The organism is Paractinoplanes durhamensis, from assembly GCF_016862175.1.
GTDB classification, from domain to species: domain Bacteria; phylum Actinomycetota; class Actinomycetes; order Mycobacteriales; family Micromonosporaceae; genus Actinoplanes; species Actinoplanes durhamensis.
Genome location: NZ_BOML01000017.1, coordinates 1 through 11965, shown reverse-complemented (window position 1 = coordinate 11965; position 11965 = coordinate 1). Strand labels below are relative to the sequence as shown.

The following is an 11965-nucleotide window of genomic DNA, read 5'->3' as shown; positions in this document are numbered from 1 at the left end:
GGAGCAGCGGGCTGCGGAGGAACGACTCGACTGCTGCCGTACACATTGGGTGATTGCTGCGGACCCTGGCCCGGTGCCGGCGAATGCGGCCCGGGTGGCTGCGGTCCTGATGGTGGCTGTCCGAAAGGGTTGGGTGTGGTCATAGGTGGCTCGAACCTCAGCAGATTTGATCACTGTGCGCGATTTCTCCGGCACCGTACCGTGTGATCCAACGCGAGCATCTGTCCGAAACCCGTCAATCAGCGTCAAACATGATCTTTCTCTGTTAAGCCACAATGTGGCGCCGCTATCGATCCAACACTCCTCGCAGGCGGGCCCGTGACCTCAACGCTGCATCAGAAATCGACCGATCCCGGCGATCCGCCCAGCCGCTGGCATCGCTGGTCCGGTGTCGCGACCGTGCTGGGCACCGTCATCGGTGGGCTCAGCCTGGTGATAGCGGTCCTGGCCTGGCTGATTCCCCGGCAGAGCAACCCATCGCCGGCGCCGGGCCCGACTCAGGTGACGGCCAAGCCCGTGGCCACCGGCACCACACCCACCTCCGGGCCGACCGTCGCCGAAGCCGGCGTGTTCCTCGACGCGGACGGCTTCCTTCCGCCGGAGGCCGGCGGCGACCGGCTCGTCGAGGTGCCCCGGCAGATCCGGGGTAAGGACGGCTACGCGAGTCACCCGCTGGCGATCCGATGTCCGTCCAATCAGACCGGCGATCAGAGTTCCGACGTGACGTTCCTGGTCCGCGGGCGGTATGTGCAGTTCGACGCGACGGTCCGTCCGTACTATCCGGCCGGCGCCGACCAGCAGTCGGTCACCCATGTCACCCTCCTCACCGACACCCGGGAGCGCGACAACACCCTGACCACCACCGAGGTCACCACGCAGACCCGGGCCACGCCTACCGCCCCCAAAGCGTTGAGTGCGGCCATCGACAGGGCGGAGAAGCTGACCCTGCGGGTGCGCTGCGAGGACCCGGCCGGCACGATCGTCCTGACCGATTCCCGGGTCACCAGGTGAGGTGGCCGGTGGTCACGTAGAGCAGCAGGAAGAAACCGGCGACGCCGATGATCGCGCCGATCGCGATGAAGGCCGGGATGGTCTTCGTCATCAAGGACAGGTCGTCCTCGGTCTGCTTGATCAGGTCGGCCCACGTGCCCTTGATGATGCGGGCGTAGCCGGTCGGGCCCACGAAGCCGTTCGACAGCCGGCCCATCGCGAACACCGGGAGGCCGTGCGGCAGGCGTACCTCGGTCATCACGAAGGTCTCGGTGAAACCGAGGCTCTTGGCCATCTTCTCGGTGACCCACGACGGCCGCTCGGAACCGCGCTCGTAGGTGCGGGTGGTCACCTCGCAGACCGGCGGCGCCTCATAGGACTTGGCGTCGCCGAAGCGGTCGGTGAGGAGCCGGTTGTCGATCGCCACCCACCCGCTGCCGTCGGTCAGCCCGGCCGGCGCCGGGGTCGTGCCGGCCTCGGAGTGCCGGCTGGGCGTGTCGGAGCTGCGGTCGGCGCGGGTCAGCGTCATCTCGTACCACGCGCACTCCTTGCCGCTGAGCGGGCCGACCTGCGGGCCGGCCGCGCCGTACTCCACCGTTGCCTCGGTGGTGACCCGGCCGCGCCGGGCCGGCCAGGTGCCGATCGGGGTCGGCGGGGTCCGGCGCAGCAGCCGGGCCAGGCGCAGATTGCTCGCGCTGATCAGGGCGAAGATGCCGGTGACCAGCACCATGCACACGCCGAGGCACAGAATTCCGGAGGCGACGACGGCCATGCGCTCAAGATAGCCAGCCGCGTCTATTCCCCGGTCAGCCATTCGGTCGCGAGCACCCCGTAGATCAGGTCATCGGTCCACTCGCCTTTGATGAAGGTCTGCTGCCGCAGCGTGCCCTCCCGGGTGAAGCCGAGTCGCTCCATCAGGCCGGCCGACGCCACGTTGCGGGCGTCGCACTCCCCGGTCACCTTGTGCAGGCCCTGCAGGCGGAACAGCCGGTCCAGCACGGCCCGCACGGCCTCGGTCGCAAAACCTTGCTTCTGGTACGCCGTGGCCAGGCTGAAGCCGATCTCGGCCTGCTTCCGGTTGTCGTGCATCCGGACCGCCACGTCGCCGATCAGCCGGCGGTCCTCGATGCGCTCGATCGCATACTGGAACCAGCCGGGGATGTCCGGCGAGGACTCCATGAAGCTCGCCACCGCCGCCTCCGCCTTCAGCAGCGGGAACGGCGCGTCCCACGACTGGTAGCGGGCGACATCGGGGTCGGAGCGGTAGTCGGCGAGCACCGGCGCGTCGGCCGGCCGGAAGCGCCGCAGGATCAGCCGTTCCGTGGTGATGAGCATCAGCCGAGGATAGTCAGCAACCGCCGGAGGTGGTCGCGCATCAGGCGACGGACCAGGGTCGCGCGATCGCCGATCTGCTCGTCGGTGAGCGTGACCCGCTCGCCGGCCCGGCGCCGCCGGATCTCGTCGGCCAGCGTGTCGGGGACACCCAGCGACGGCAGCCGGTCGATCGCCTCCCGCTTGGTGATCAGCCGGCCGGTGGCGATCGTCTCGTCGGCCCGGGAGACGGTGGTGAGTCCGAGGTCGACGTGCAGGTCGGTGCGCCACACGGTGGTCCGGCGGACCGCGCCGGCCCAGTAGCCGCGCAGCTCGTCGCGGGCGGCCTCGGCGAGCTGCTCGCGGGAGACCGGCGGGATCAGCTCGGCGGGCGGCGGGCCGGACACGGTCACCCCGAACTGGTGCAGCTCGCCGCGGGCGATGCCGCTGAGCGGCCGCCGGAACATCTGCTCGTGCGCCCAATTGACGTGCTTCGCGGCGATATCCGCGAGATCGTCGGCGGGCACGTAGGCGCAGTGCAGCTTGGCCGGGCCGATCACCCGGTGCAGCTCGCGGAGGCGGGCCCGGCGGTAACGGGTCAGCGGCGCCTCGACCACCGCGACCAGGTCGAGGTCGCTGATCCCGGGCCGGTAGTCGCCGGACCCGATCGAACCACCGGCGTAGAACGCGACCACCCGGGCCACCGAGTGGATCGCCGTGCCGAATCCGGGCACGACCGGCGCGACCGCGAGGCGCTCATCCATCGAGCAAGCATGACGGTTCGGCGCCAACTTGTGCGGCTGCCCTTCGCACCGGAAGAGCCGCCCGATAGAGTGACGGCGCTGAGTTCGGGGGGACGGTCACAACAATGTCTGGGGAGCGTACGGAGCCTCTGCGCCCGCACGACCCGCGTGCCTTGGGCGACTACGAGATCGTCGGCCGGCTCGGCGAGGGCGGCATGGGGACGGTCTATCTCGCCCGCTCGGCCGCCGGGGTGCTGGTCGCCGTCAAAGTGGTGCGCGCCGATCTGGCGCCCGACGACGAGTTCCGCCGCCGGTTCCGCAGCGAGGTCGCCCGCGCCCGGCAGGTGCCGCCGTTCTGCACCGCCGAGGTCCTCGACGCCGACCCCGACCACGAGAGCCCCTACCTGGTCGTCGAGTACGTGGACGGCCCCACCCTGGCGCACGTCGTCGAGGAGCGTGGCCCGCTCACCGCGGCCAATCTGCACAGTGTCGCGATCGGGGTGGCGACCGCGCTGACCGCGATCCACGGCGCCGGGGTGATCCACCGCGATCTGAAGCCGCGCAACGTGCTGCTCGCGCCCGGCTCCCCCAAGGTGATCGACTTCGGCATCGCCCGGCACGTCGAGGCGACCAGCGGCCACACCGACACGTCCCAGATGGTCGGCACCGTGGCGTACATGTCGCCGGAACGCTTCGGCGACGGCTCCGCCCCGCTCACCCCGGCCGCCGACGTGTTCGCGTGGGGCGGCGTGGTGGCGTACGCGGGCACCGGCCGCACCCCGTTCGCGGCCGATTCGCCGCCGGCCACCGCGGCCCGCATCCTCACCCAGCCGCCCGATCTGTCCGGCCTGTCCGGTCCGCTGCGCGACCTGGTCGGCCACGCCCTGGAGAAGGACCCGGCCAACCGGCCCAGCGCCCGCGAGCTGCTCGACCTGCTGATCTCCGGCCCGTCCCGGCCGGCCGCCACCGCCGCGGCCCTGGCCGACCAGCCGGACCTGCGGGCGGCGGCGGTCGAGGCGCAGGCCGTCACCGGGGTGCGGGTCCCGGCCGGCCCGACCGGCTTGACCTTGGTCGGCTACGAGGAGAACTCGATCGTCACGGTGCCGATCTCGGCGGTGCCCACCTCCCCGCCCGGCCCGCCGCCGCCCGAGCCGCGCCGCCGCTGGTTCCTGCCGTTCGCGGTGGCCGCGCTGGTGCTGGCCGTGGTGGCGGGCGCGCTGATGACGGTGCTCGGCTCGGACCGGGGTGAGCGGGCGGTGGCCTCGGTGCAACCGACCGACATCCAGCCCTCGGCCACCCCGTCGTCGGTGGATACCCTGCTGATCGACGACAACCTGACCGGCCCGCGCTTCTGGCAGCCCAAGACGCTCCCCGCGGAGAAGGCGTCCTGCACGTTCGACGGCGGCCTGATCGCCCACCGGGACACCAAGGGCGTCTACCGCTGCTCCGGCCCGGAGGAGGGCGTGCCCGACAACTTCCGGGTCGAGGTCGGCGTGCGGCTGCTGACCGAGGACAGCTGCGCCGGCATCTGGTTCCGTTTCGCCCCCTGGCACGGCTACCTGCTGCGGGTCTGCGAGAAGAACATCTATCTGGGTACGCACAAGGACCAGCTGGTCGCTACGACGCGGACGTTCCCGCTCGACATCCCGATCGGGGTGAACGAGGCGGCCACCACGATCGAGATCCAGGCGCTCGACGGCCAGGCCACCGTGCTGCGGGACGGCGTGCAGGTCGGCACCGTTCCGCTGGCCGACCCGGAGATCACCGGCGGCCGGGTGCTGCTCGGCGTCTACACCGAGCGGGGCGCGCCCGAGGAGGGCCCCTACGACGTGGCGTTCAGCAACGTGCGGATCTGGGGGCTCGGCTCGCGCTGAGCCCCCAGCACCACGTTCTAGTCCTTGATCAAGCCGGCCCGGCGCAGCGCGGCCGCCATCTCGTCGTTGACCGGAGCCGGCTTCCCGCCACCACCCTGACGCTGACCGCCCTGACCGCCGCCACCCTGACGCTGACCGCCGCCTTGACGCTGACCGCCGCCGCCACCACCCTGACGCTGACCGCCGCCCTGACCGCCTTGACGGGGGCCGCCGCCCTGGCGGGGCTGTCCGCCCTGGCGAGGCTGTCCGCCCTGGCGGGGCTGGCCCGGCTTGTCGTCCTCGCCGCGCGGCTTGCGCACCGGCTCGTCGGTCAGCCGCATGGTCAGCGAGATCCGCTTGCGCGCCTCGTCGACCTCGACCACCCGGACCTTCACGACGTCGCCGGACTTGACCACCTCGCGCGGGTCCTTCACGAACGTGTTGGACAGCGCCGACACGTGCACCAGGCCGTCCTGGTGGACGCCGATGTCGACGAACGCCCCGAACGCGGCCACGTTGGTGACCACGCCCTCCAGGATCATCCCCGGCTTGAGGTGGGCGATCTTCTCGACGCCCTCGGCGAAGGTCGCGGTGGTGAACTCGGGCCGCGGGTCGCGGCCCGGCTTCTCCAGCTCCTTGAGGATGTCGGTGACGGTCGGCAGGCCGACGGTGTCGGTCACGAAATCGGACGGCCGCAGCGCCCGCAGCAGCGGGCTGTTGCCGATCACCGTCTTGATGTCGGCGCTGGTGGTGGCCAGGATGGTGCGGACCACCGGGTAGGACTCGGGGTGCACGCCGGACGAGTCGAGCGGGTTGTCCCCGTCCGGGATCTTGAGGAAGCCGGCGCACTGCTCGAACGCCTTCGGCCCGAGCCGGGCGACCTTCTTGATGTCGTCGCGGGTGCGGAACGGCCCGTTCGAGTCGCGGTGCAGCACGATGTTCTCCGCGAGGCCCGCGCCGATCCCGGAGACCCGGGTGAGCAGCGGCGCCGACGCGGTGTTGACGTCCACGCCGACCGCGTTCACACAGTCCTCCACCACCGCGTCGAGCGACTTGGACAGCTTGGACTCGGCCAGGTCGTGCTGGTACTGCCCGACACCGATCGAGCGCGGGTCGATCTTCACCAGCTCGGCGAGCGGGTCCTGCAGGCGGCGGGCGATCGAGACCGCGCCGCGCAGCGACACGTCCATGCCGGGCAGCTCCTGCGAGGCGTACGCGGAGGCGGAGTAGACCGACGCGCCGGCCTCGGAGACCATCACCTTGGTCAGCGTGGCCTCGGGGTGCCGCTTGATCAGCTCCCCGGCCAGCTTGTCGGTCTCCCGCGAGGCGGTGCCGTTGCCGATCGCGATCAGGTCGACGTTGTGCTTCGAGGCGAGCGCGGCCAGCCGGTGGATCGACTCGTCCCACTTGTTCTGCGGCACGTGCGGGTAGATCGTGTCGGTCGCGACCACCTTGCCGGTCGCGTCGACCACCGCCACCTTCACGCCGGTGCGGAAGCCCGGGTCGAGGCCCATCGTGGTGCGGGTGCCGGCCGGCGCGGCCAGCAGCAGGTCACGCAGGTTGGCGGCGAAGACCCGGACCGCTTCGTCCTCGGCCGCCTGCCACAGCCGGACCCGCAGGTCGGCACCGAGGTGGATGAGCACCCGGGTGCGCCACGCCCAGCGGACCGTGTCGGTGAGCCACTTGTCGCCGGCCCGGCCCTGGTCGGAGATGCCGTTGCGGCCGGCGATGCGGGCCTCGAAGTAGCCCTCGTCCTCCTCCGGGTGCGGCTCCATGGTGAGGTCGAGGACGTCCTCCTTCTCGCCGCGGAACATGGCGAGAATCCGGTGCGAGGGCAGCTTCGCGTACGGCTCGGCGAAGTCGAAGTAGTCGGCGAACTTGGCGCCGTCGGTCTGCTTGCCGTCCCGCACCTTGGCCACCAGCCGGCCCCGGGTCCACATCTGCTCGCGCAGCTCACCGATGAGGTCGGCGTCCTCGGCGAAGCGCTCGATGAGGATCGCCCGGGCCCCGTCGAGGGCGGCGGCCTCGTCGGCCACGCCCTTCTCGGCGTCGACGAATGCCGCCGCGGTCGCCCGCGGGTCGAGGGTGGCGTCGCCGAAGAGCTGGTCGGCGAGCGGCTCCAGGCCGGCCTCCCGGGCGATCTGCGCCCTGGTCCGCCGCTTCGGCTTGAACGGCAGGTAGATGTCCTCGAGCCGCGCCTTGGAGTCGGCGGCGAGGATGGACTGCTCCAGCTCGTCGGTCATCTTGCCCTGGGTCCGGATGGACTCCAGCACCGCGGCGCGCCGGTCCTCCAGCTCGCGCAGATAACCGAGCCGTTCCTCGAGCGTGCGCAGCTGCGTGTCGTCGAGGGTGCCGGTCACCTCCTTGCGGTAGCGGGCGATGAACGGCACGGTGGCACCACCGTCGAGCAGCTCGACGGCCGCGGAGACCTGGTTCTCGCGGACCCCGAGCTCGGAGGCAATGCGCTGATGGATCGCTGTCGTCACGCCGACGATTGTGACCGAGCCACGGTGTGGTTGTCGCGCCACCCCACATGATGATCACCCGAGCGGCGACCGGACAGGGCCCACAGGGCCGCCTCGGTGCGCGACGCCGCACCCGTCTTACGCAGCAGATTCGACACGTGCACGGTCACCGTCCGGACCGAGATACCGAGAACTCGCGCTATCTGTTTGTTCGCCATTCCCTCGGCCAGCAGACCCAGCACCTCGCGCTCGCGGGCGGTCAGATCGGCCATATCGGTCAGATCGACTCCCGGGCTCGGCCGCGGGATCTCGCAGACGGCCGCCCCCTCCACCGCGATCAGCTCGCTCAGCCGGTAGGGGTTGCCGTCGGTGCGCCGCCACACGGCCTCGGCCAGCTCCGGCGAGGCCACCTCCGCCCCGTACACATGCTGGAGTACCTCGCCGACCTCGGCCGGGAGGAGATCGCTCAGATGGCGCCGCACGGCCCCGGGTCTTCCGCCGAGGCGGGCGAGAGTGCGGGTGGTGAGTTGCGGCGACAGCGCCGCCTCCGGCGGCTGGCTGGTCACCAGGAGCAGAACCGGCAGGTCGGTCGCGGCGAGCTCGGCGATCAGACTCAGCGAGGCCGGGTCAAGAGCATGAAGATCTTCCACTACGAGTACGGATGGGAGAGCACCCACCAGCGCGCGTACGGTCGTGACCGCGATCCGCAAGAGCGCGTCCGGAGTGTACCGCTCCCGGGGGACATCCGGATCCTGTTTCAGCCAGGCCAGCGCGTCCGGCGGGACGTCCAGGCCGCTCGTGTCGCGGCCGGCCAGCACCGCCGCCAGCCAGTCGTAGGGCGCCGGGGAATGCAGCCGGGCCGACCCGGTGAGCACGGTGGCCGCGCCCGCCCCGACCTCGAGCAACGCGGCGGCGAGGGTACTTTTCCCAGTTCCGGGGGCTCCGGTGACGACCGCGGTGACCGGGCCGCGGCCGGCCCGCACGCGGGACCAGGCCCGGCGCAGCTCGTCCAGCGCGGGCGCCCGGCCCACCATCGGCACCGCCATCATCACTACACCCTACGGACCACACGCACGAGCGGGGGCCCGGGGACGGCGGTAGGGTTGTGCCTGTTGTGCCGCGATAGCACGTCTTCCGCGGACACTACGTAGGACGTACTAGAGACTTCTTCCTAGGCGTTTGGCAGTCTTGTGACATGACGCTTGTTGTCCGGGCGGTCGCCGCCACCGATCAGGGCCTGGTCCGGTCCAACAACGAGGACTCGGTTTTCGTCGGAAACCGCCTTCTCGTGGTCGCGGACGGCATGGGCGGGCTCCCCGCCGGGGAGCTGGCCAGCGACATCCTGGTGCATGCGCTGGCCGTGGTCGACGAGATGCCGGACACCGGCGAGCCGCTGCAGGATCTGATCGCCGCGCTGCAGACCGCCAACGAACGCATCGAGGCCGCCGTCGCCGACGACGACGCCCGCGACGGCATGGGCACCACGGTGACCGCGCTGCTGCTCTCCGGCGACCGGATGGCCGCGCTGAACGTCGGCGACTCCCGCTGCTACCTGGTGCGCGAGGGCGAGCTGACCCAGATCACCAAGGACGACACCTACGTCCAGGCGCTGGTCGACCAGGGCGTGCTGACCCCCGACGACGCCCGCCGGCACCCGCAGCGCGCGCTGGTCACCCAGGCGGTGCAGGGTGGCCCGTTCCGCCCGGCCGGCCGGATGGTGCCGGTGGTGCCCGGTGATCGCTTCCTGCTGTGCAGCGACGGCCTGTCCGACTATGTGGAGGACAGCGTGATCGCCCAGACCCTGCTGGCCAACCCCGACCGCAAGACGGCCGCGGCCGAGCTGGTGCACCGCACCCTGGAGAACGGCGCCCCCGACAACGTGACCGTGATCGTCGCCGACATCACCGAGGACTAAGGCCTGTTCTACGAGGCGCGCCGGCTCCGCAGCAGGAAGCCGCCGAGGGTCAGTGCCTGGCCGTCGAACTCGGCGGCGATCTCGGTCTCCTCGATCGTCGTGCCGGTCCAGGCCGGCTCGGCGAAGCCCGCCCGCAGCAGCTCCTCGGTCACGCCCCAGCCGCCGGGATTACGGGCTTTTGCGGCCGCGAGCACGAAGATCCGCGCGCCGGGCGCGGCGAGGTCGGGCAGCCGGGCCAGGTATTCGCCGGTGCCCGAGTCGTAGCGGACCAGCCAGTGCAGCAACCCCGAATCGAAGATCGCGTCGAACGGGCCGCCCGGGATCGGGTCGCGTGCGGCGTCGCGCACCTCGAACCGTACGGTCGAGCCGGTTGCCTTTGCTTTGGCTCTTGCCTGTTCGACGGCCGTGGCCGAGATGTCCACCGCGGTGACCTGGAACCCCCGACCGGCCAGGGCGAGCGCGAGGTCGCCGCTGCCGCAGCCGATGTCGAGCACCGCCGGGCCGTTGACCTCGCCGTCGAGGACGCGCTCCAGGGCCGGTTGCGGGCCGCCGATCTCCCAGGGCGGCCTGCTCCGGTAGAGCTCCTCGTAGTCCATCGCCGTCAGCCGCTCTTGCAGGCGGTGGCGAGCGCGTCGCCGGCCGTCTTCCACTCCGGATCGCTGTCGCCCGCGGCGGCGCCCATCGCGGTCGCCCGCCGGCGGATCTCGTCGTTGTCCGACTTGCTGGAGTTGGCGGTCACCTTGTCGGCCAGGGTCAGTCGGGACGCCTTCGATTTCGCCTTCGGGTAGCCCGCGGCGAAGTCGGCACACGCCTGGTGAGCGGCCGCGTCGATGCTTTCCGGACCGCTCTCACCGCCGCGGCCCCGGCCGACCACCACGGCGAAGACGGCCACCGCCGCCACCGCGATGATCACGATCTGACGCTTGCTCAGCTTGAGCTTCACACCGGCAGATTAACGTGACCCGCCGGTCGCGGCGCGTTCACTCATTCTCCCCCATCCAACCGGGACACCAGCGTCGCGGGCGCGATCGCCCGGTACGCGTCGGTGCAGACCTCGGCGATCTCGGTCCAGTCCGGGTCGCGGTCCAGGCGGACGCCCAGCCAGCCTCGGTGGCCCACGTAGGGCGGGCGGAAGAAGCGGTCCGGGTCGGCGGCGATCAGCTCCTGCTGACTGCCGGGGGCGGCCGCGCACCACAGCTGCGGGAAGGCGGCGTCGTGGTGACCGTCCACCATGAGCATCACGAACGTCTTCTTCCCGCGCACGAAGAAGGCCGGCGAGCCGTGGCTGAGCCGCTCGGTCACCTCGGGCAGGGCCAGGCAGACCGAGCGGACCTCGTCCTCGGTGGCGGTCATGTGCCGAACCTACCGCCACTTCAATTTCCTACGCGTACGTCAGGGAGAAGCTGTTGCAGGTGAAGTTGGACTGGCCGGCCGTGCCGGACAGCTCGAAGCCGAACTGGATGTCGCCGACCGTCACGTCACCCCACCAGCCGTTGGTGCGCAGCCAGTTGAGCACCGACAGGACGTCGACGGAGGCCGCGTTGGTGTTGCCGGCCGTGCGGATGAACGAGTAGACCGCGTTCGAGCCGTTGGAGCCGCGGTAGACGTTCCAGGTGTGGCCGCCGGCCGACACGTTGGTCGCGGTCGGGACGGCGCCGTTGGAGTCGTACGACTCGGCGATCGGGCCGACCGCACCCTTCTGGTTGGTCCAGATCATCACTTCGTACGCGTTGTTGTTGGCCCAGATGTCGTAGGCCGTCTCGTAGTCACCGTCGGCCGGGACCGTCACGTTGAACGAGCTGGCGATCGAGCTCAGCGAACTCAGCGACCGGTTCAGGGTCTTGCCGGTGTGCGGGTAGGACTTGACGCCGCTGGTGCGCGGGTGGTTGGCGACCACGCCCCAGTTGGTGCCGGTCCGCGCCCAGATCGTCTGCGACCCGGCGCTGCCGCCCCAGACGTCGTTGTTCAGCGTGTAGCCGTTGTTGGTCCACGAGTCCCACTGCCCGGAGGCCACCCACACCGCGTCGGCCGGCACCCCGCTCGGTGCCGAGGTTGTGGGCGAGGTGGTGGGCGAGGTGGTGGGCGAGGTGGTGGTCGGGGCGGTCGTCGGTGCCGTGGTCGGCGCGGTGGTGCCGCTGACGCCGCCGGTGCACGTCGTGCCGTTCAGCGCGAACGATGCCGGTGCCGGATTCGTGCCGTTCCACGATCCGTTGAAACCGAATGATGCGGTCCCGTTGGTGGCGATCGAACCGTTGTATCCGGCATTCTTCGCGGTTACCGACGAACCGCTCTGGGTGAGCGTGGTATTCCACGCCTGGGTGACCGTCTGACCGGCCGAGAAGGACCAGACCAGGCTCCACGAGGTGACCGCGTCACCGAGGTTCTTGATCGTCACGTTGGCCCCGAACCCACCCGGCCATTGGCTGCTCACGGTGTAGGTGACGGTGCAGCCGGTGGCCGCGGAGGCCGGCAGCGCGACGGCGACGGCGGCGACCGAGATCCCCGTGGCGGCCGCCAGGCACAGCCCTAGAGTGCGACTTCGCATGGTCCTCTCCAGATCTCCCACGAGTTTGTCGAAATCGGTCGTCGAAGCGCTTCGACAAATGCTTCGACTGTTTCACCGACATCAATGGATTATTGCCGGAATGCTAAGTCCCGCCGGAGGGCACGGCAAGGGGAGGCGCGGTG

The 11965-nt window shown here is 70.7% G+C and carries 12 protein-coding genes; 3 read left to right on the top strand and 9 right to left on the bottom strand.

Going from position 1 to position 11965, the window contains the following annotated elements:
- Nucleotides 1-318: 318 nt before the first annotated feature.
- On the top strand, nt 319-1011 hold the full coding sequence (locus Adu01nite_RS09110) for a hypothetical protein (RefSeq protein WP_203726124.1): 693 nt from the start codon (nt 319-321) through the stop codon (nt 1009-1011).
- On the opposite strand, the gene Adu01nite_RS09105 is transcribed toward Adu01nite_RS09110, so the two are convergent.
- Genes Adu01nite_RS09105 through Adu01nite_RS09095 form a run of 3 tightly spaced genes read right to left on the bottom strand, consistent with a single transcriptional unit; the run spans nt 1001 to nt 3065 of the window.
- Nucleotides 1001-1762, bottom strand: coding sequence for a hypothetical protein (locus Adu01nite_RS09105; RefSeq protein WP_203726123.1), 762 nt, complete (start codon nt 1760-1762; stop codon nt 1001-1003). The two genes, Adu01nite_RS09110 and Adu01nite_RS09105, sit on opposite strands and share 11 nt — an antisense overlap.
- Before the next feature lie 23 nt (nt 1763-1785).
- Complete coding sequence (locus Adu01nite_RS09100) at nt 1786-2325, bottom strand: GNAT family N-acetyltransferase (RefSeq protein WP_203726122.1); 540 nt, start codon at nt 2323-2325, stop codon at nt 1786-1788.
- Complete coding sequence (locus tag Adu01nite_RS09095) at nt 2325-3065, bottom strand: nucleotidyltransferase domain-containing protein (RefSeq protein WP_203726121.1); 741 nt, start codon at nt 3063-3065, stop codon at nt 2325-2327. Before Adu01nite_RS09095 ends, Adu01nite_RS09100 begins: the two co-directional genes overlap by 1 nt.
- Before the next feature lie 104 nt (nt 3066-3169).
- Between Adu01nite_RS09095 and Adu01nite_RS09090 the strand changes: the two genes are divergently transcribed.
- A complete protein-coding gene (locus Adu01nite_RS09090; protein ID WP_203726120.1) occupies nt 3170-4918 on the top strand; it encodes a serine/threonine protein kinase in 1749 nt (582 codons plus the stop codon).
- A gap of 17 nt (nt 4919-4935) precedes the next feature.
- On the opposite strand, the gene Adu01nite_RS09080 is transcribed toward Adu01nite_RS09090, so the two are convergent.
- Together Adu01nite_RS09080 and Adu01nite_RS09075 are read right to left on the bottom strand one after the other, a co-directional pair.
- Nucleotides 4936-7383: a Tex family protein gene (locus Adu01nite_RS09080; protein WP_239132255.1), complete on the bottom strand. Its 2448-nt coding sequence runs from the start codon at nt 7381-7383 to the stop codon at nt 4936-4938.
- Nucleotides 7380-8411 carry a helix-turn-helix transcriptional regulator gene (locus tag Adu01nite_RS09075; RefSeq protein ID WP_203726118.1) on the bottom strand — a complete coding sequence of 344 codons (1032 nt, stop codon included), beginning with the start codon at nt 8409-8411 and terminating at the stop codon, nt 7380-7382. Before Adu01nite_RS09075 ends, Adu01nite_RS09080 begins: the two co-directional genes overlap by 4 nt.
- A 146-nt stretch (nt 8412-8557) precedes the next feature.
- Here Adu01nite_RS09075 and Adu01nite_RS09070 point away from each other — a divergent pair, with 146 nt between their 5' ends.
- The gene (locus Adu01nite_RS09070) at nt 8558-9277 is read left to right on the top strand and encodes a PP2C family protein-serine/threonine phosphatase (protein ID WP_203726117.1); all 720 of its coding nucleotides are present in this window, start codon (nt 8558-8560) and stop codon (nt 9275-9277) included.
- 8 nt (nt 9278-9285) lie between these two features.
- On the opposite strand, the gene Adu01nite_RS09065 is transcribed toward Adu01nite_RS09070, so the two are convergent.
- Genes Adu01nite_RS09065 through Adu01nite_RS09050 form a run of 4 tightly spaced genes read right to left on the bottom strand, consistent with a single transcriptional unit; the run spans nt 9286 to nt 11822 of the window.
- Nucleotides 9286-9873 (bottom strand): class I SAM-dependent methyltransferase, encoded by a 588-nt coding sequence (locus Adu01nite_RS09065; protein ID WP_203726116.1) that lies wholly within the window; start codon nt 9871-9873, stop codon nt 9286-9288.
- 5 nt (nt 9874-9878) lie between these two features.
- Nucleotides 9879-10220 carry a hypothetical protein gene (locus tag Adu01nite_RS09060; RefSeq protein WP_203726115.1) on the bottom strand — a complete coding sequence of 114 codons (342 nt, stop codon included), beginning with the start codon at nt 10218-10220 and terminating at the stop codon, nt 9879-9881.
- Nucleotides 10221-10261: 41 nt separating this feature from the next.
- Nucleotides 10262-10630, bottom strand: coding sequence for an MmcQ/YjbR family DNA-binding protein (locus Adu01nite_RS09055; protein WP_203726114.1), 369 nt, complete (start codon nt 10628-10630; stop codon nt 10262-10264).
- A 28-nt stretch (nt 10631-10658) separates the two neighbouring features.
- Nucleotides 10659-11822 (bottom strand): glycoside hydrolase family 12 protein, encoded by a 1164-nt coding sequence (locus Adu01nite_RS09050; protein ID WP_203726113.1) that lies wholly within the window; start codon nt 11820-11822, stop codon nt 10659-10661.
- Nucleotides 11823-11965 lie beyond the last annotated feature (143 nt).

Excerpts from the sequence above, each read along its gene's own strand:
- Adu01nite_RS09105 (WP_203726123.1), bottom strand. The coding sequence starts at position 1,762 with ATGGCCGTCGTCGCCTCCGGAATTCTGTGCCTCGGCGTGTGCATGGTG.
- Adu01nite_RS09100 (WP_203726122.1), bottom strand. The coding sequence starts at position 2,325 with ATGCTCATCACCACGGAACGGCTGATCCTGCGGCGCTTCCGGCCGGCC.
- Adu01nite_RS09095 (WP_203726121.1), bottom strand. The coding sequence starts at position 3,065 with ATGGATGAGCGCCTCGCGGTCGCGCCGGTCGTGCCCGGATTCGGCACG.
- Adu01nite_RS09090 (WP_203726120.1), top strand. The coding sequence starts at position 3,170 with ATGTCTGGGGAGCGTACGGAGCCTCTGCGCCCGCACGACCCGCGTGCC.
- Adu01nite_RS09075 (WP_203726118.1), bottom strand. The coding sequence starts at position 8,411 with ATGATGGCGGTGCCGATGGTGGGCCGGGCGCCCGCGCTGGACGAGCTG.
- Adu01nite_RS09070 (WP_203726117.1), top strand. The coding sequence starts at position 8,558 with ATGACGCTTGTTGTCCGGGCGGTCGCCGCCACCGATCAGGGCCTGGTC.
- Adu01nite_RS09065 (WP_203726116.1), bottom strand. The coding sequence starts at position 9,873 with ATGGACTACGAGGAGCTCTACCGGAGCAGGCCGCCCTGGGAGATCGGC.
- Adu01nite_RS09055 (WP_203726114.1), bottom strand. The coding sequence starts at position 10,630 with ATGACCGCCACCGAGGACGAGGTCCGCTCGGTCTGCCTGGCCCTGCCC.
- Adu01nite_RS09050 (WP_203726113.1), bottom strand. The coding sequence starts at position 11,822 with ATGCGAAGTCGCACTCTAGGGCTGTGCCTGGCGGCCGCCACGGGGATC.